Origin of the sequence: Enterobacter sp. 342 (genome assembly GCF_036663495.1) — a bacterium.
In the GTDB taxonomy this organism is placed as follows: domain Bacteria; phylum Pseudomonadota; class Gammaproteobacteria; order Enterobacterales; family Enterobacteriaceae; genus Enterobacter.
Window position 1 is genome coordinate 141524 of record NZ_JAWUEI010000005.1, and the last position, 18346, is coordinate 159869.

Genomic DNA, 18346 nt, shown 5'->3' on the forward strand with positions numbered 1-18346 from the left:
ACAATTCTATGACACGTCGTTATGTCCGGTGACGGTTTAGCTGCGCGGATGCCTCAAGAGCTTCTTTACATATTGCTGGAGCAACTCTGCATCCTGCACAGGAACCTGAGTATCAGGTTGCGCCTTATCCAGCGCACCTTCAACGCTCTCTATCAATGCCTGTTGGTCAGATTGAGTCATCTGTCGTAATAGCGCAGTGACAACAATTTCCAGGGCTTCGACCTGGGCGACCAGTTCTTTTGACTCCTCTTCCTTTTGTGCAAGCTTGACCAGCAACTCAGCAATGAGATTTTTCATCGTGTTATTTCCTTATGTGATTTATTCCTGAAATTAACATCAAGAGTCAAATATGCAAAGCGGAGAAAGGTATTACCTTATGCAAAAGTGACAGCGCCGCAAAAATAGAGCAGAGGGATTATCAGCGAAACGTTTTTCTAAAAAAAATGCCGCATTTGGTTATAGAAAAATGCGGCAACAATAAGAATATATAATACATCGACAAAAGTATTATTTTGCCGATTTTACCTCCGCCATGTGTCTGCGGCGACGCAGAGCAATAGCCAACTGGATAATGTTGATCAAAACAACAATTGCCGTCGCGGCAAATACCCAACGAAAACCAGCCATCGCGGAAACCGATGCGCCAATAAGCGGACCGGCAACATTCCCCAAATACATAAACGACTGGTTATATCCAAAAATACGCCCTGTTACCTGGTCGCTGGAATATTTGACCAGTAAGGTCTGTACCGCAGGCAACATTGCACCATCGGCAAAGCCGAGCAAAAATCGCAACACGCCAAGCTGAAGCGGAGAGGTCACAAACGACATGGCGAAAAAGAGCACCACGGCAAAAATCAGCGTGGCCATCAGAATACGCGCGGTACCGATCCGATCTCCCAGTTTTCCCAACCGTGGTGCAGAAATCAGTGCGGATACGCCTGGCACGGCGGCAATCATGCCGCTGAGAAAGGCGATATTATTGCTGTCTGGCTCCATCGACTTAATAAACAGCGCCAGAATCGGCCCGACCGAACCGTTACAGAGCTGGATCACCATGGTAGTAACAAACAGGCTGATCATGAGCCCAGGGTAAGGCAGAGAGGCGAAGACGGCCTTACCACTCAGACGTTCAGATTTGCTGATAACGGGCCGACCGCCCTCTTTGATAAGAAACAGCGTGACCAGAAAACTGACCACCAGCAGGATCGCGGTGATGATAAATACGGCACGCAGCCCGACGTGGTCCGCCAGAAAGCCCCCCAGCAGCGGGCCGCCAATTACACCGCTAATCTGTGCGGTGGAAAGCGTACTCAGCGCCCAGCCGCTACGTTCGCGTGGCACCTGAGAGGCGACCAGCGCCATAGCATTCGGAATATACCCGGAAGTCAGCCCCATCACCGCCCGGAGGAAAAACAGCTGCCAGACGTTGGTGGCGAAGGCCTGCAGCAGAATGGCGATGGCCATCCCGAGTGATGCTCGCAGCAGCATCAGTTTACGCCCTTTCCGATCGGCCAGGCTGCCCCACATCGGTGACACAATCGCAGAGACCAGAAAAGTCACGCTGAACGTCAGACCGGACCACATGGAGAGTGCTTCATGCGAGGTTACCCCCAGCTGTGAAACGTACAACGGCAGGAACGGCAAGATCTGGCTGATGGCGAGCCCGGTAAAGAAGCAACCGAACCAGACCGAGATAAGATTAACTTTCCATGATTCCATAAAGAAACAGTCTTCATTTTTAGGCGAATTCGCCTACAGATTAGCAAGCTACGCATACTGACGTCGCACCAGAGATGCGGCCGTAATGACTTTGGTGTTTTATCTTCCCAGTCATCATATTTGTGAAATAAGTCACAAAACATCCATTTTATGGCGGAACATTCTGCTTCAGAAGAATTTTTCTTCTCAGACTTCCCCATCAACATTCCCCAAAACATTATGGCGGAAGGCCGCGAAACCCGCAGGGCATCGTGGTATGTTATTGGCTTTTCGTCATACTGGAAGAGAGTGAGATGGCAAAGCAGCGCGTAGGTATTGTCTTTGGGGGAAAATCAGCAGAGCACGAGGTTTCATTGCAATCGGCCAAAAATATCGTTGATGCGATTGATAAAAGCCGTTTCGAGGTAGTGCTGCTGGGTATTGATAAACAGGGCCAGTGGCATGTTAACGATGCCAGCCAGTATCTGCTTAATGCCAACGATCCAGCACATATCGCCCTTAATCCTTCGGAAATTAGCGTCGCCACTGTGCCCGGCGTCGTGAAAGGGCAACTCATCGACGCTGGCAATGCACAGGCTCTCGCTCAGATTGATGTCGTGTTCCCCATCGTTCACGGTACTCTGGGTGAAGATGGTTCCCTCCAGGGGATGTTGCGCATGGCCAACCTGCCGTTCGTAGGTTCCGATGTGCTGGGTTCTGCCGCCTGCATGGATAAAGACGTCACCAAACGCCTGCTGCGTGATGCCGGGCTGAATATTGCCCCTTTCGTCACGCTCACCCGTGCCAACCGCGACAAACACAGCTTCGCGCAAATTGCTGACCAACTGGGCCTGCCGCTGTTTGTGAAACCGGCAAACCAGGGCTCCTCCGTGGGCGTCAGCAAAGTCACCAGTGAAGCTGAATTCACGCAGGCTGTCCGTCTGGCATTTGAATTCGACCATAAAGTGGTGGTTGAGCAGGGTATTAAAGGCCGTGAAATTGAGTGCGCCGTGCTGGGCAACGATTTCCCACAGGCGAGCACCTGCGGTGAAGTGGTCTTAAACAGCGACTTCTACTCTTACGACACCAAATACATTGATGACAAAGGCGCTCAGGTAGTCGTGCCAGCAAATATCGATCCGGCGGTCAACGATACGATCCGGGCGATCGCCATTAACGCCTATCAGACACTCGGCTGCAGTGGCATGGCACGTGTGGATGTGTTCCTGACACCGGAAAACGAGGTGGTCATCAATGAAATCAACACGCTGCCGGGTTTCACGAATATCAGTATGTATCCGAAACTGTGGCAGGCGAGCGGGCTGGGCTACTCTGAACTTATCACCCGCCTGATCGAGCTGGCGCTGGAGCGTCATGCCGCCGACAGCGCCCTTAAAAGCTCCGTAAACGGTTAATCGGCTCTCTTCGCCGTCTCCGTTTCATCCGCTGTCGTTTCTTCAGGACGACGGCGGATAATCAATCCTGCCAGCCAGAAACTTATCACCCAGGTCACCAGCCCGACAGCATAGGTTTGCCATCCTTTTGCTTCAAATCCCAGCAGCCCCACGACGCCGTTAAGAATAAAGATCAGCCCGATAGCAAAGGCGTAGTAGTGCCAGTCACGGCGTAGTTTGGACGTGAGCTTCATAACAACTCCGGCAGGAAAAAAAGACATCCTCTCACAGTTTTACGGCCAGGTCTGTGGCAGATACGGAAATTCTGAAACGCGACGCAATTTCACTTAAGTAATGAAATTGTGATGTGCTGCAGAAATCGACAATCCAGGAGAATTCCTGAGGGTAAATTACCACGATTCTGATATTGACAAATGCGATGACCTGTCAAACTTCCCCTGTAAAAACGCGTATTGAGCAGAGTGATATTTCAGGAGGTCATCATGGCTGATTTTACATTGTCGAAACCGATTTTTGCCGGCAAACCAAAAACCTCCACGGCAGGTAATATTGCTTATGCCCTGTTTGTTCTGTTCTGCTTCTGGGCAGGCTCACAGTTGCTCAATATGCTGGTTCATGCACCTGGGGTATATGAGCACCTTATGCAGGTACAGGATAACGGACGCCCACGGGTTGAGATTGGGTTTGGTGTCAGTACCCTGTTTGGCCTGGTTCCCTTCCTCGCGGGTTGTATGATTTTAGGTGCCGTGGCGTTAGTTCTGCGTATTCGCCGCCGCCATTAAAGCCCCATACAACGCGCCCGACGATCGTCCACCCGTTTTGCGAACCATGCCGTTGTCAGGTTACGCGTGATCTTCGGGCTTTCCAGTTGAATACCCGGCAGAATAGCTCTCGGTAACGTTTTCCCGCTCTTCTGCTCAGCAAGTGCAAAGACTTTCTTGTAGAGGTCCGTTTTCTCAAAGGCCAGGCTATCACCTTTCTCAAGCTGACGGCGAATGTCGCTGTTGCTCAGACCAAGCTTTGTCGATAATTTCCGTACTGCCAGTTCGGTGCTACCCGCCTCGCTGCTGCCGTAAGCAATGAGATCACCGTCCAGCGCCAGCTTCACACCACTTGCGCGGCTGACCGCACTCTGAAATGCCGCATTGCGGCTGGCATACCATCCCGCGTTGAAGTCGGCAAAGCGGTACAGCGGTTCGTTGTAGTTCGCCGGATAGTTCAGCAGATGGTACGTGCCAAACCACAGACCGCCGCGCAGTGAGAAGACCTCCTGGCGTACCGTACCGTCGATTTTCCACGGGTAGCCGTCGGCGTGCTTTTCGGCAAACGCAATGCTCACCTGCATCGGCCCACCAGTATGTACCGGGTTAAGTGAGCCAAACAGTTTCTGCCCCATTGGGACCATACCGATGAAATCATCAAAGATGGCGCTGAGCTGTTTTTCAGTTTTCACCGTATCCAGACGTTCGCTGTAGCTTTTACCGTTTGGCGAGGTGATTTTAAGTGCGGTGTGAACGAGGAACACCGGGATATGCATGGATTCCGCGCGGCGATCGATCTCTTTCCAGGCTATTTTGTTCAGACCCGGCACCACCGGGTCTGACTGGTACATCGACTCCTGCTGCGCCACCGCCAGCACCGAGCAGATATTCTCCTCGGTCGGCGCGATCTTTTGGCTTTCAAAGGTTTTTGCCAGTGCATCTGCCCACGCATTGCGATCCTTCACGCTAGCGGGCATTTTCTGCCGTACAACGCTTGCCACATCAACCGGCTTTTCGCCCTTCTTGAGCGGAGCGGCCCCTTTTTCGGCGCATCCCACCAGGACGAGAGCAGCCAGTAAGGACAACGGTAACACACGCGGTACGGCAAAAGACATAACAACTCCCTGTATTAGCTAAAAGTATTGGTCACTTCCTGCAGGTCACGATCGTCCAGCTCACGTTCAAAGCTACGCAGACGTTTGTAGATAGACATCAGTTCTACCAGGGTGGTCCAGGAGGTAATCAGATACTGGAACGCACCACGGACCTGGCCGAAAACGTTGGTGATCTGCGTCATCAGACCGAGCGTAATCGTACCCGCAACAATGGACGGGAACAGCAAGAACAAACCGAAAACGTTATCCACCTGCAGGTACAAAATGCGCGCAATGTTGAAATACATATAGTGGAAGTAGAGACGGAAATAGTTACGACGCACAGCGCTAAACAGTTCACGTACGGTCGGTGGCGATGCGCGGTTAGCATCATCTTCACCGTATACCAGCTCTTTACGATAAGCCGCTTCGACACGCTGATTTTTAAACTGCAGACCCGGCAGTTTGATCCCAACCACCGCCAGCAAGCCCGTACCCATCAGCGACCAGACGATTGCCGCGATCACCAGACCGTACGGCAGATGGCCGACAACAGGCAGATCTGGCACATGTGCCGATAGCGCAACCAGCACAGGCAGGAAGGCGATCAGCGTCATGATGGCGTTGATAAAGCTTACGCCCATATCTTCAAGGGTGGAGGCAAAACGCATGGTGTCTTCCTGCACACGCTGCGCCGCACCTTCGATATGGCGCAGGTGTTGCCAGTGCGCCATATAGTGTTCGTTCATCGCAGTACGCCAGCGGAAAACATAGTGGCTGACGAAGAAGTTGTTCATCACACCAATGACCACAGCAATAAGAGCGATACCAAGGAAAATACCTACCTCATGGTAGAACTGATTAATGGTCACTTTATGCGGTGAACTCAGCGCGGTCTGGATCAGATCATAGAACGGAGCATACCAGGCGTTAACTGCCACGCCCACTTCTACGAGGAACCAGGTCACAAAGATAATCAGCGATGTGCCGAGGATCGACCAGTACTGCCAGCGGTGCGGAGAATACACAAACCAGAACAGCGCAAACACCCCTACGCACACCGTGTAGTAGGCGTAAAACAGCAGATAGCTGAGCGACCAGAAGCGCGCCGCGCTAATCGGCACCTCACCTGTCGCGCCCGTGATGCGCATCAGCCATGCGCCGCCGCCCGCCTGCCAGAAAATGACAGCGATAAGTGCCCAAATAAATGCCGACAGGAAAAAAGGCCCCGGCTTTGGGAAAAAAGACTTAAACATAATGCTTCCTTCTTGTTGTTATGGCTGTTGCTGTGCTCAACACATCACCACACGAAAATCGTGCCTGAGCCCGTCTTCAGGCTCAGGCAAAAAGGTCAGACCCGAGGGTTAATTATTAGTTCGCTTTCCAGTTTTCGAGAATTGTTTCGGTGCGTTTCACTGCGAGAGGATTCGCCGGCGCGATGAAGTTACGCCAGACGTCGTTGTGGTGGTTAATCAGGATCTGCGCTTCTGCCGCCGGGCGATCGGCGGTAGTATGGGCATCTTCCGCCACGGTTATGTGATAACCCCGGCTGACGCCGTTCTTGATCGTGGCATCGACACAGTAATCCGTGGCACAACCACAGATGACAAACTCTTGAATACCCTGCTCGCGTAATAGCGCCTCAAGCGGGGTGTTATAAAACGCATCGCAGGCCGTTTTGGTAACATAGAACGCATCAGCTGGCTGATGCAGTTCAGGCAGCAATGCAAACCCATCACTTCCCTCTTCCAGCCCCCCGGCCTCGGTATGCTGGATAAAAATCACCTTGTCGGCTGCCTGCGTAAGCTGGTTGATCAGAGAGACACACTTTTCACGCTGATGACGAGGCGTTTCAAATACCCCGTTCTGCATATCGACAACCATAACCACACGCTTTTCAGACATACCGTTCTCCGTAAGATTGAGTGACACTGGTGCTTATCATAAGCCCGATGTCACAAAATGGGAGATGGCTTGCCAGGTAAATTGTTCATATTTACCCATGGTTACGTTTTTCTCGCTATCGTTATGCAATTCGGGGCATTGCACGGTTCCGATTAGTAGTATAAATACCCATTACTTTCCTCATTCACTTCATGGATGCTTTTCGTTGAAACGTTGTCTGCTCTCTTTTGCCGCGCTGTGTGCGGTGAGCTTTTCTACCGCCCAGGCAGCCCAACCGCTGACGGCGCCCGTTCTGGCTTCAGATATTGCCGATCGTTACGCGAACCTTATCTATTACGGCAGCGGCGCAACCGGGATGGCGATGGTCGTGATCGACGGCAACCAGCGCGTGTTCCGAAGCTTTGGCGAAACACGCCCAGGAAATAACATTCACCCGCAGTTGGATTCTGTTATCCGCATCGCATCCTTAACCAAGCTGATGACCAGTGAAATGCTGGTGAAACTGCTCGATCAGGGCGTGGTTAAGCTCGACGATCCGCTCAGCAAGTACGCCCCGCCGGGCGCACGTGTACCAACCTACCAGGGCACACCGATCCGGCTTGTGAACCTTGCCACTCATACCAGCGCCCTGCCGCGTGAGCAGCCTGGTGGGGCAGCGCATCGTGACGTATTTGTCTGGCCAACGCGCGACCAGCGCTGGAATTACCTGAGCACCGCCACGCTGAAGGCAGCTCCGGGTTCGCAAGCCTCGTACTCAAACCTGGCGTTTGACCTGCTGGCAGATGCTCTCTCAACGGCGGCTGGAAAACCCTACCCGCAACTGTTTGAAGAACAGATAACCCGCCCGCTGGGCATGAAAGACACCACCTTTACCCCTTCCCCGGATCAGTGCCGTCGTCTGATGGTGGCAGAGAAAGGCGCCAGCCCCTGTAATAACACGCTGGCAGCCGTGGGCAGTGGCGGGGTGTATTCCACTCCTGGCGACATGATGCGCTGGATGCAGCAGTTCCTTTCTTCGGATTTCTACTCGCGCAGCAACCAGGCCGATCGTATGCAGACCCTGATTTATCAGCGTACTCAACTGCACCGCGTCATCGGGATGGACGTTCCGGGTAAAGCCGATGCGCTCGGCCTGGGCTGGGTCTATCTGGCCCCGAAAAATGGTCGTCCGGGTATTATTCAGAAAACCGGCGGCGGCGGTGGATTTATTACGTATATGGCGATGATCCCGCAGTCTAACGTAGGCGCATTTGTGGTGGTCACCCGCTCTCCGCATACGCGTTTCGTCAATATGAGTGACGGTCTTAATAACTTAGTGGCTGAACTGAGTGCCAATAAAGCCCAGGTGCTCACTGCGTCTAACTGACCTTAATATTCCGAGGGCAAACGGTTGATACTAACCAGTTTGCCCCGGCTCATATTGATATAGTTTCCTTGCCGTAAAGCAGCGAGAACCTCTGCAACAACCGAGCGCGAAATACGCGTACTTTGTTGAATATGATTCATCACACCAATTTTTGAGCGCAACGTTTCATCCCACTCCGCCATATTCAGCAGCATGGCGCGGATCTGGTGATAGGAGTTATTTCCCACCAGCTGCATATCGCGTTTTCCCAGAATGTAATTTATCCAGGATAACCAGCCGAAAGCGTCTTGCCATAAAGAGTTCTGTTGTATCAGTTGACGGGTGGTCTCAGCGGGCAAATAAAAGCCCGTGCAGGATGTTTTGGCCTGTACTCTATATTCCTGACAGTGATTAATCATCACGGTAGACAAACCAAAAATAAAAGGCGCTGTCGCGATGCCTACAAGCAGTTCATCAGAATGACGATAGATTTCGATGATACCTGTTTGTAACACGATCGTCCGGGACTCACTACACTCGCCAGAGGTAATTAGCTGTTGTGGGGCACATTTAAAAGGGGTACTGGCTGATTTCAAACACTGTTCGAGCCGGCGTAATTCAGAAAGTGGTTTCGCATTAACGTTCATGCAGACCTCAAGGCATCCGTATTTGTCGGTTCAATATTATTTTTATTGTTGTATATAAAAAGCGGGGGGATATCACTCCCCCCGCTTTATTCATTACCAGGTATATTTCACACCCAGATTTGCGCCCCCGTTTTGGTCAACGTCGCCGCCGCCCAGATAAGTGGCATCAGTGTAAGCACTGAAGTTCTTCGTGAAACTGAACTGGGTGCCCAGCCCTACCCGCACAGCTGAGCCTTTCACGCCGTTATCAATGCTGTCATCGTTTATATCAGCATTGTTGTCGGCATCATCATAGACGTAGGCCAGTTTGAAGTAAGGGGTCAGAGCCTGATCGCCGCCGTAGTTGAAGGTGTAACCCGCATCAACACCGAGTTCATAACGCAGGCTATCGTAAGATTGCCCATCCATGCGCATGTCATTGCTGAGACGATAGTCATCACCGGACTGGAAGAGGCCAGACACCGCTGCGTATGGCGTAACGTAGCCAGAGAGGTTTGGCTTCCAGTCATAGCCCAGTTTCAGCCCAAAACCCACTGCATCATTGGTGGTGTTACCGTCAACATACTGACCGTTGCTCATGTTTGCAGAGAGATCGCTGTTAAAGCGGGTGTAGCTCAGGGAACTGTCGAGGAACAGATCGTTCATGAACTTCGCCGACGCGTAGATCATCGCCGTCTGGCTGTCCTGATCGACCTGACCGGTACGATCGCTGATATCCCCCTTCGCGAAACCTGCCGCGCCACCGACGATCCACTTCGCATTATTACCGTCAATCTGGGTATCCAGACCCACCATAATACCGCTCACGTCCTGATCGTAGCTGATTACACCGTTATCACCGTCAAAGTTGCCACCGAAGTAACTCACCCACGCCCCGCCGTTATCCGCCAGTCCGTGACGGCTGTTGGTCAGACGCGTTCCGACTGTATCCTGCTGCAGGTTCCAGATGTTGGTATTGGCAGAAGGGATGCTCAGCGCCATATTCGCGTAGTCGGTCAGCGCTTTCTGCTGGAGAACAACGGTGTCACCCTGCTGCCGCGCCTGATAGGTATAAGCACCTAAATCGGCTTTGTTTGCGGCAGTAAAGCTGGCTGCAGTCTCCGCGTTATTGTCATAGACGCGAACGATCTCTTTGTTTTTGTAATCGGCTACGGAACCAGCACCGGTCGCATCGTCAATGCGTACTTTGTAGTTGCCTGCAACGTCACCGTTCACCGCCAGATGGCCGTCCGAGTTAATCGCCACAACACCGTAGTCATAATCGGCATTGTGCTTATCGTTAGTGATATAGCGAGCGTTGTTCAGATCGCTGTTCAGCACGTAATCACGACTGGCAACGTTCAGCACACCACCATCGGTCAGCACCATATTGTGCGTATCAACCTGACCCAGCCCCAGCACCAGCTCAGCACCGTTATCCACGGTGATGGTGTTGGCGTAGAGATCGGCCGTTTCTTCCAGCAGTGCTGCACGGCTATCGCTGTCCAGATACAGATGGTCGGTGGCCACACCGCCGCTGTCGCCGATATTCAGCGATGAAGCATTGGTCAGAGTAATGGAATCAGCCAACATGGCAGAGTTTTCAACATTGACCTGAGACTGGTTGTTTACCGTCAGCGTGTCGATGTTAGAAACCTTGCGGGTATCCCACTCAGAGCCGTTATCCAGCGTAACGTTGAAAAGACCACTCTGATAAACCGCCTCCCCCGCAACGTGTCCGTTGCCGTCATAGGTGGAGTCCGGCCAAATGCTGTTAGGGGACAGTGTGCTCCAGTCTACGTTGCTATAGCCCAGGCCATACATCTGTGCAGTGCCGATGGCGTCAACCCTGGACTGCGCCGCGCCAACCCATTTGCTGCCATTGGTGAGAGTGACCTCCAGCTTATCGGTGCCATCCCAACCATTGGTGGTTGGATTATAGATACCATCTTCGGTGGTATCGGTTGCCGGATCGCCATTCGGGTAGAAGTTGTTGTCGAAGGTGCTGGAGAACAGAATGTCGCCAGTGATGGTGGAATGATCTAACGTGGCAGAGGTCTGCATCGCATTATCAGACGCGCTGGCTGCCACAATCAGCGCTGCATCATCTGCTGCTGTCGCGTTGGTTTCACCATAATCGCTCGGCTTCGCGGTTTGACCATAAAACCCGCTGGTACCCAGATCGCTATACGCACCAGAAGTCAGTACAGAGTCTTTCACCAGAAGCGTGTCGGTAAACACATTACTGCTGTTGGCTACACCTTCAACACCGTCGTACGGGGTATTGTCCAGTTCCTGATAACCCTGCGTCAGGGTAATACCGGCGACGTGAGAATTATTCTGGATAACAATATCCGATTCCACATCCAGGGTAATCGCATTACCCAGACCATAAGTATCCAGATAATGTGTTTCCGTATTCTCCCCGTTAACAACGTCATACGCATAGTGCTCGTAAGTATCGTTAATGGTGGAGTTATCGACGGTCAGGCTAAAACGATCGTACTGCGAATGGATCGTACCGTCGGTATCCAGGCCATCAGAACACGAAGCGGTCATACATTGAGAGGTGATCATGCCATTAATGGTGCTACTGGAAATGCTTAATGCATTCGCCCGACCATTAACACCCTCATCCAGATAATATGTGGAAATAATACCATTCACGGTGGATTTACTCATCACTGGATAAATATCACCGTCGTGAGCAACGTCAGAGTCATTCCAGTCAGTATAACCATAATACCCGGGGATGGATGCTGTATTATCGTATACAAAAGTATTATATGTCGTACCGGAAATATCCTTCGCATTGGCCTGAGAAGCGATAGCCAGGGTGCAGGCTAATGCAAGTTGAGATACAACCAGTTTCTTTTTCCATGTTTGCATTGGGTCATCCCTCCTCAGGGACGTAAGCAAGTTTGTCCATCAAATCATTTTGCAATGTTTTATTGCGGAGGGAATTATGCAGTTTCAATTCGGAAAGGTTCAATGAATGTTTCCATTAAGTCCGCATCCAGACAATTAGGTTTTCGGCACAAGAAAAGAATGAGGTACAATAGATAAATATTATAAATAACACAACGTTAAAATACTGGTCGGCCGTCACGAAATATATCACCTAAAAATAATAAATAACTTTCAACCATGTATTACCTTTAATATAGAAGCATCACAAATATTTCATTACTGCCTTTCGCAAAAACAAAATGCCCACTTTAGTAAAACACCGGTCTTCACTTTGATGTACACTAACCTTCTTTGTTCCACAAACATCAGGCATACCATGACCGATTTAATTGCACGTCCCCGCCGCCTGCGCAAGTCACCTGCACTGCGCGCTATGTTTGAAGAGACAACACTGACCTTAAACGATCTGGTGTTGCCGATTTTTGTTGAAGAAGAGATTGATGACTATAAGGCCATCGAAGCCATGCCTGGCGTGATGCGCATTCCGGAAAAATATCTGGCACGTGAGATCGAACGTATCGCCAATGCGGGGATCCGCTCGGTGATGACCTTCGGCATCTCTCACCATACCGACGCTACCGGTAGCGATGCCTGGAAAGAGGACGGCCTGGTCGCTCGTATGTCACGTATCTGTAAAGAGACAGTGCCGGAAATGGTAGTGATGTCCGACACCTGCTTCTGCGAATACACCTCTCATGGCCACTGCGGTGTGTTGTGCGATCACGGCGTGGACAACGATGCCACCCTGCTTAATCTCGGCAAACAAGCGGTAGTCGCTGCCGCTGCCGGTGCGGATTTCATCGCGCCATCCGCCGCGATGGACGGACAGGTTCAGGCTATCCGTCAGGCACTGGATGCCGCCGGTTTTACTGACACAGCCATCATGTCCTACTCCACCAAATTTGCCTCCTCGTTCTACGGCCCGTTCCGTGAAGCGGCGGGTACGGCACTGAAAGGCGACCGTAAAACCTATCAGATGAACCCGCTTAACCGTCGGGAAGCGATTCGTGAATCCCTGCTTGATGAAGCCCAGGGCGCAGATTGCCTGATGGTGAAACCGGCCGGTGCTTATCTCGATATCCTGCGCGACATTCGCGAGCGTACCGAGCTGCCACTGGGTGCTTATCAGGTGAGCGGTGAGTACGCGATGATAAAATTCGCCGCTCTGGCAGGCGCAATTGACGAAGAGAAAGTGATCCTCGAAAGCCTCGGCGCGATCAAACGCGCGGGCGCGGATCTGATCTTCAGCTACTTTGCGCTGGATCTGGCCGAGAAAAAAATCCTGCGCTAATCTTCACCAAACTGCAATACAACCGACATCTGCTCCTTCTACTGTCTTCGCAAGACGGCAGGAGGAGTAATCATGTTTAGCCTCGATAGCGTTCTCGACGATCTTTGGCCTCAGGCGAGGCCTGCACCCTGGCAAAAAAGTCTGTTAAAAAGACTGTTTTACGAAGACGAATTCCAGCAATTTGCCGCAGCACACCGCCACCTGAAAGGTCTGGATATGGTGGAGCAAGTTCTGGAGCACCTTGATATTCTCTGCACCGTTTCCGCCCGCGATCTCGAACAAATCCCCGAACATGGCCCACTGGTCATTATTGCCAACCACCCGACGGGTACGCTTGACGGGCTGGCGCTGTTGTACGCCGTCTCCAGGGTACGACGCGATGTCAAAGTCGTGACCAACCGGATGCTGACTCACCTTGAGCCACTCAGTTCGCTGTTTATTCCTGTGGATAATATGGGTGGCAGGACGGCGAAAACATCCCTGGTCCAGATGGAACAGCATCTGCAAAACGCAGGCGTGCTGATCTTCTTCCCGGCGGGAGAAGTTTCGCGGCCCACGCGTAAGGGTATTCGCGATAAAAAATGGCACTCTGGCTTTATCAAGCTCGCCAGTAAACTGCGCGCCCCGCTGCTACCGGTGCATATTCAGGCGCATAACAGCCTGCTCTTTTATGCCAGCACGCTGGTATCCCCGACGCTGTCGATGCTGTTGCTCATGCAGCAGATGTTCCGCCGCCGCCATAGCCAGTTGCCGATTAAAATTGGCCAGCAGATTGCGTGGCAGCACTGGCATAGCGCCACCCTTTCGTCGCGTGAGATGGCCGAGCAGTGCCGACAGCACGTGATGCGTCTTGGCAAGGGAGTGCCTGGCGTTTTTAAAACTCAGTGTGCTATCGCCCGCCCGGAAGACCGGGCCACTCTGAAACGAGCGCTGGCGCAGGCCGAATGTCTGGGCAAAACCAGTGACGGTAAAACCATCTATCTTTGGCAGCGTAACGGTCAGGAAGATGTCCCGCTGCTGCGTGAGCTGGGCCGTCTGCGCGAGATTGCCTTTCGCGCGGTGGAAGAAGGGAGCGGTAAACGCCGGGACACCGACCGTTACGATGATGATTATCTGCACCTGATCTTGTGGGATGATGAAGATCTGGAGATCGTCGGTGCGTATCGCTTTATGCCTACCGCCAGCCAGGTTGAGCGACGGGGTCTGGAAGGGTTGTACAGCTACAGCCTTTTCCACTACGACGACAAAATGCAGGATGTGCTGGAGCACGGCATTGAACTGGGACGTAGCTTTATTCAGCCGCGTTACTGGGGACGCCGTGGCCTGGATTATTTGTGGTCCGGCATTGGGGCATACCTGGCGCGTTATCCGCACTATCGCTACCTGTTTGGCCCGGTCTCCATTTCCGGTGGCTTACCTCCTGCCGCACGGGATCTGCTGGTGGCGTTTTACCGCCTGTGGTTCCCGGCGACGCATCCATTAGCCGCCTCACGTCAGCCGTACCCGGCATCGCTGCCGGACGTGCTCGCGCAGTTTGGCGGTGTGGATTACGTGGATGATCTGACAAAACTGAAATCCCTGCTCGGCAATCTGGGCTGTGGCATTCCGCCACTCTACAAACAATATTCCGAACTTTGCGAACCCGGCGGCGTGCAGTTTATTGATTTCGGCAGCGACCCGACATTTAACGACTGTGTCGACGGACTGGTGCTGGTGGATTTGTGTTACCTGAAGGCGAACCGCTACCAGCGGTATATTGAGGCACATTTACAACCCTCTCCCTAAAAGGAAGAGGGCCAGGTATGAGGGGATCAAGGCGCACGGTAAAACGGCTTATCCCCCAAAATCGTTGCCCGCTGCATAATCCGGCGCTGCGGCAGGTAATCCGCATTGGCGTAATGCTGCGTCACGCGGTTATCCCAGATCGCCAGATCGTTCTCCTGCCAGCGCCAGCGCACCTGAAATTCCGGTTTAGTGATATGCGTAAACAGGAAACTCAACAACGCCTCGCTCTCTTTTTCCGTCACGTCCACAATTCGCGTGGTGAACCCTTCGTTGACGAACAGCGCCTGCTTGCCCGTCACCGGATGAGTACGCACGACCGGATGTAGCAACGGTGGATGCTTTGCAACCGCTTCCTGCCAGCGCTGATGTTCTTCTTCGCTCTTACGGTACTTGTACTCCTGGAACGATTTTTTGAAGTCATGCTCCGCCCGCAAGCCGCTCAGCAGCGTCCGGAACGGCGCGGAGAGCGCTTCAAAGGCTGCAATGCCGCTGGCCCACAGTGTATCGCCGCCGGTTTCCGGCAGCAGTTTCGCCGCCAGAATCGCCCCTGCAGGAGGTGTCTCGATAAACGTCACATCAGTGTGCCAGTTGTCGTTGTCTGGTGGATTATCGTTATGCGTGTCGAGCACGATAATCTCCTCCACGCCTTCCGCATGCGGGTAAACGGGGTGGATATGCAGATCACCAAAACGCAGTGCCAGGGCGCGCTGCTGCTGTGGGGTGATGGCCTGTTCGCGCAGGAAGACCACCTGATGGCGCAGCACCGCGTGATACAGCTGTTCAAACTGGTTATCGCTCAGCGGGCGGGTCACATCCAGCCCCGACACTTGCGCCCCAATGTACGGCCCCAGCGGGGTGATGGTCAGACGTTCACTCATTGTATTTCTCCATGCCAGGGCGTCAGGCGGCGCTGTAACGCGCGCAGTCCCAGTTCTAATCCAAAGGCGATCACAGCGATCACCGCAATTCCTGCCAGTACCACGTCAGTCGCCAGAAACTCTCCGGCAGACTGCACCATAAATCCAAGACCACGGGTCGCCGCAATCAGCTCCGCCGCCACCAGCGTTGACCAGCCAACCCCCAGACCAATGCGCAGCCCGGTTAAAATTTCCGGCAACGCTCCCGGTAAAATTACGAACAACAGTACCTGCGTCCGGCTTGCCCCCAGAGACTGCGCCGCGCGGATCCGCACCTGCTGGGCGCTCTTCACGCCCGCCAGCGCGGACATGGCAACGGGTGCGAAAATCGCCAGATAGATCAGCAGGATTTTTGACGTTTCACCGATTCCGAACCAGATCACCATCAGCGGCAGGTACGCCAGCGGCGGCACCGGGCGGTAAAGCTCAATCAGCGGGTCGAGAATGCCGCGCACCGTCGGGCTCAGCCCCATCGCGATCCCTACGGGAATACCAATGATGACCGCCGCCAGCAGCGCCACCAGAATGCGCGCCAGACTTGCACCTAAATGCTGCCAGAGTGTGGCATCCATAAACCCCTGCGGCCCGGCGATGGTGATGAGTTTCGCCAGCACCTGTCCCGGCGGCGGCAGAAACAGCGGGCTAATCCACTGCTGAGCGGCCACCACCCACCACACCGCCAGTAAAACCAGTAGCGTGCCGACGCTCAGTGTGAGCTGGCGAGGGAACGGCCAGCGTAATGCGGGGCGCGCACGGCGTGTTTTTTCACTGAAAACGATGCTCATGAGAACGCCTCCCGTTGTTCAAACACGCGGCTTAAAACGTATTCACGCTGTTCAATAAACCGCGGGTCGGATTTGATGCTACGCACCGGTTCACCCGCCACATAGCGACGGGCAAACTCAAGCGGCAGGCGTTCCAGCACACGGCCTGGCCCTGGCGATAACAGCACCAGTTCTGTCGCCATAAACACCGCCTCTTCGATATCGTGGGTAATCAACAGCACCTGCTTGCCCGTCTCATGCCACAGGCGCAGTAGCAGAGTTTGCATCTGCTCACGGGTGAAGGCATCCAGCGCCCCGAACGGCTCGTCCAGCAGCAATAGCTGTGGATTCGCTGCCAGCGCGCGGGCAATACCTACGCGCTGCCGCTGACCGCCGGAAAGCTGCCAGATAAAGCGTTTTTCCGCCCCTTCCAGCCCCACTTTTTTCAGCATCGTCCGTGCCGTTTCCAGCCGCTGTTCGCGATTGATACCCGCAAGCTGTAGCCCAAATGCCACGTTTTCCTGCACGTTGCGCCAGGGAAGTAATCCTTCGTTCTGGAAGACCACGCCGCGCTCGGCGCCCGGGCCTTCCACTTTTTTGCCTTCCAGTTGAATGGTGCCATGCTGATAAGGGACAAACCCGGCGATCAGATTCAGCAGCGTGGTTTTTCCGCACCCGGACGGGCCCAGCACCACCAGCAGTTCACCGCTGTCCAGCGTCAGGTTGATATCCTCCAGCGCGGGTTTACCGCCGTAATCGGCGTGCAGGTTCGTAATATTCAGCATGGCGGACTCCTTATTTCACAAAACGATCGGTTACGTACTGGCTGTAATCCGCGGCTACCGCAGGCACTTTGCCCTGCTCTTTCAGGAAGGTAGCGGTATCCACAATCGCTTTGTTCACCGGCCCGGTCAGCTGCTGCACCTGTTGCGCGGGCGTCAGATAGGTATTGCCTTTCACCAGCCCTGGAACGTCCGCTTCCGGCACGCCGCTCAGGCGGGAGAGTTTTTCCAGGTTGGCGGGCTGCTTCAGCCATTCATCAGGGTTGCTGATATAGGGCTGCTGGGCGTCAATCGCACTTTTGGCGAAGGCTTTCACCACCTCAGGGTGTTTCTCGGCAAAGTCTTTGCGTACGACCCAAACGTCGAGGGTTGGTGCGCCCCACTGGCCCACTTTTTCTGAGTCGGTCAGCACGGTGCCATCTTTTTCCAGCTCGTTGACAGCCGGTGCCCAGACATACGCGCCGTCAATATCGCCGCGCTGCCAGGCCGCGATAATTGCTGGTGGTTGCAGGTTGATAATTTGCACCTGGCCCGGTTTGATGCCCCAGTGCTTGAGCGCCGCCAGCAGGCTGTAGTGGGTGGTTGAAATGAATGGTACGGCAATACGCTTGCCAATCAGATCTTCCGGCTTAGTGATGTTTTTCTTCACCACCAGCGCTTCAGAGTTACCCAGTTGAGACGCGAGCAGGAAGACTTCAATCGGCACCTGCTGGCTGGCGGCTACCGCCAACGGGCTGGATCCTATATTGCCGATCTGCACATCGCCGGATGCTAACGCGCGCACGACGGACGCGCCGCTGTCGAATTTACGCCAGTCGACTTTCGCCCCGCTCTCTTTGGCAAAGGTGTTATCCGCCTGCGCGACTTTTGCTGGTTCCGCAGAGGTTTGATAGGCGACGGTGACGTCCACCGCCTGCGCCTGAAATGCCCACAGCGCCAGTGCGCCGAGAAGTGTGATTCGCGATGAAATTGCCATAGTGCCTGCTCCCC

Annotated in this window: 17 protein-coding genes; 5 read left to right on the forward strand and 12 right to left on the reverse strand. The window is 53.5% G+C overall.

Translation table 11 applies throughout. The annotated features are described in order from the left end of the window. Nucleotides 1–36: 36 nt before the first annotated feature. Together iraP and V6E55_RS06230 are read right to left on the reverse strand one after the other, a co-directional pair. The gene (gene iraP, locus V6E55_RS06225; RefSeq protein WP_129996595.1) at nucleotides 37–297 is read right to left on the reverse strand and encodes an anti-adapter protein IraP; all 261 of its coding nucleotides are present in this window, start codon (nucleotides 295–297) and stop codon (nucleotides 37–39) included. 210 nt (nucleotides 298–507) lie between these two features. Continuing rightward, nucleotides 508–1722, reverse strand: a complete 1215-nt coding sequence (locus tag V6E55_RS06230; protein ID WP_316942394.1) for a multidrug efflux MFS transporter — start codon at nucleotides 1720–1722, stop codon at nucleotides 508–510. Between the two features lie 293 nt (nucleotides 1723–2015). Here V6E55_RS06230 and ddlA point away from each other — a divergent pair, with 293 nt between their 5' ends. After that, nucleotides 2016–3116, forward strand: coding sequence for a D-alanine--D-alanine ligase (ddlA, locus tag V6E55_RS06235; protein WP_236920315.1), 1101 nt, complete (start codon nucleotides 2016–2018; stop codon nucleotides 3114–3116). On the opposite strand, the gene V6E55_RS06240 is transcribed toward ddlA, so the two are convergent. Next, nucleotides 3113–3349 carry a DUF2754 family protein gene (locus V6E55_RS06240; protein ID WP_025756225.1) on the reverse strand — a complete coding sequence of 79 codons (237 nt, stop codon included), beginning with the start codon at nucleotides 3347–3349 and terminating at the stop codon, nucleotides 3113–3115. The genes ddlA and V6E55_RS06240 overlap by 4 nt on opposite strands. A 249-nt stretch (nucleotides 3350–3598) precedes the next feature. On the opposite strand from V6E55_RS06240, the gene V6E55_RS06245 reads away from it, so the two are divergent. Beyond that, nucleotides 3599–3898 carry a DUF2755 family protein gene (locus V6E55_RS06245; RefSeq protein WP_236920314.1) on the forward strand — a complete coding sequence of 100 codons (300 nt, stop codon included), beginning with the start codon at nucleotides 3599–3601 and terminating at the stop codon, nucleotides 3896–3898. Here the strand turns inward: V6E55_RS06245 and V6E55_RS06250 are convergent. From V6E55_RS06250 to V6E55_RS06260, 3 genes are all read right to left on the reverse strand, one after another. Beyond that, nucleotides 3895–4992 (reverse strand): DUF1615 domain-containing protein, encoded by a 1098-nt coding sequence (locus tag V6E55_RS06250; RefSeq protein ID WP_236920313.1) that lies wholly within the window; start codon nucleotides 4990–4992, stop codon nucleotides 3895–3897. The two genes, V6E55_RS06245 and V6E55_RS06250, sit on opposite strands and share 4 nt — an antisense overlap. 14 nt (nucleotides 4993–5006) lie before the next feature. After that, entirely contained in the window at nucleotides 5007–6227 is a 1221-nt protein-coding gene (gene sbmA / locus V6E55_RS06255; RefSeq protein WP_316942395.1) for a peptide antibiotic transporter SbmA, read from the reverse strand. Nucleotides 6228–6342: 115 nt separating this feature from the next. Continuing rightward, on the reverse strand, nucleotides 6343–6876 hold the full coding sequence (locus V6E55_RS06260; RefSeq protein WP_236920311.1) for an isochorismatase family protein: 534 nt from the start codon (nucleotides 6874–6876) through the stop codon (nucleotides 6343–6345). Nucleotides 6877–7081: 205 nt separating this feature from the next. Between V6E55_RS06260 and ampH the strand changes: the two genes are divergently transcribed. Then, a complete protein-coding gene (gene ampH / locus V6E55_RS06265; protein ID WP_114977895.1) occupies nucleotides 7082–8242 on the forward strand; it encodes a D-alanyl-D-alanine-carboxypeptidase/endopeptidase AmpH in 1161 nt (386 codons plus the stop codon). 2 nt (nucleotides 8243–8244) lie between these two features. On the opposite strand, the gene V6E55_RS06270 is transcribed toward ampH, so the two are convergent. Further along, nucleotides 8245–8868, reverse strand: a complete 624-nt coding sequence (locus V6E55_RS06270) for a helix-turn-helix domain-containing protein (protein WP_316942396.1) — start codon at nucleotides 8866–8868, stop codon at nucleotides 8245–8247. 93 nt (nucleotides 8869–8961) lie between these two features. Then, nucleotides 8962–11736, reverse strand: coding sequence for an autotransporter outer membrane beta-barrel domain-containing protein (locus V6E55_RS06275; RefSeq protein ID WP_316942397.1), 2775 nt, complete (start codon nucleotides 11734–11736; stop codon nucleotides 8962–8964). A gap of 397 nt (nucleotides 11737–12133) precedes the next feature. Between V6E55_RS06275 and hemB the strand changes: the two genes are divergently transcribed. Together hemB and V6E55_RS06285 are read left to right on the forward strand one after the other, a co-directional pair. Beyond that, nucleotides 12134–13108 carry a porphobilinogen synthase gene (gene hemB, locus V6E55_RS06280; protein ID WP_021241687.1) on the forward strand — a complete coding sequence of 325 codons (975 nt, stop codon included), beginning with the start codon at nucleotides 12134–12136 and terminating at the stop codon, nucleotides 13106–13108. Nucleotides 13109–13180: 72 nt separating this feature from the next. Then, a complete protein-coding gene (locus V6E55_RS06285; protein ID WP_236920307.1) occupies nucleotides 13181–14893 on the forward strand; it encodes a lysophospholipid acyltransferase family protein in 1713 nt (570 codons plus the stop codon). Between the two features lie 26 nt (nucleotides 14894–14919). Here V6E55_RS06285 and tauD read toward each other — a convergent pair whose 3' ends face one another. From tauD to tauA, 4 genes are read right to left on the reverse strand one after another with little or no spacing between them, the layout of a single operon-like run. Further along, on the reverse strand, nucleotides 14920–15771 hold the full coding sequence (gene tauD, locus V6E55_RS06290) for a taurine dioxygenase (RefSeq protein ID WP_114977890.1): 852 nt from the start codon (nucleotides 15769–15771) through the stop codon (nucleotides 14920–14922). Beyond that, nucleotides 15768–16595 (reverse strand): taurine ABC transporter permease TauC, encoded by an 828-nt coding sequence (gene tauC, locus V6E55_RS06295; RefSeq protein ID WP_114977889.1) that lies wholly within the window; start codon nucleotides 16593–16595, stop codon nucleotides 15768–15770. Before tauC ends, tauD begins: the two co-directional genes overlap by 4 nt. Then, complete coding sequence (gene tauB, locus V6E55_RS06300) at nucleotides 16592–17359, reverse strand: taurine ABC transporter ATP-binding subunit (protein ID WP_236920306.1); 768 nt, start codon at nucleotides 17357–17359, stop codon at nucleotides 16592–16594. Before tauB ends, tauC begins: the two co-directional genes overlap by 4 nt. 10 nt (nucleotides 17360–17369) lie before the next feature. Beyond that, nucleotides 17370–18332 carry a taurine ABC transporter substrate-binding protein gene (tauA, locus tag V6E55_RS06305; protein ID WP_023293188.1) on the reverse strand — a complete coding sequence of 321 codons (963 nt, stop codon included), beginning with the start codon at nucleotides 18330–18332 and terminating at the stop codon, nucleotides 17370–17372. Between the last annotated feature and the right edge of the window lie 14 nt (nucleotides 18333–18346).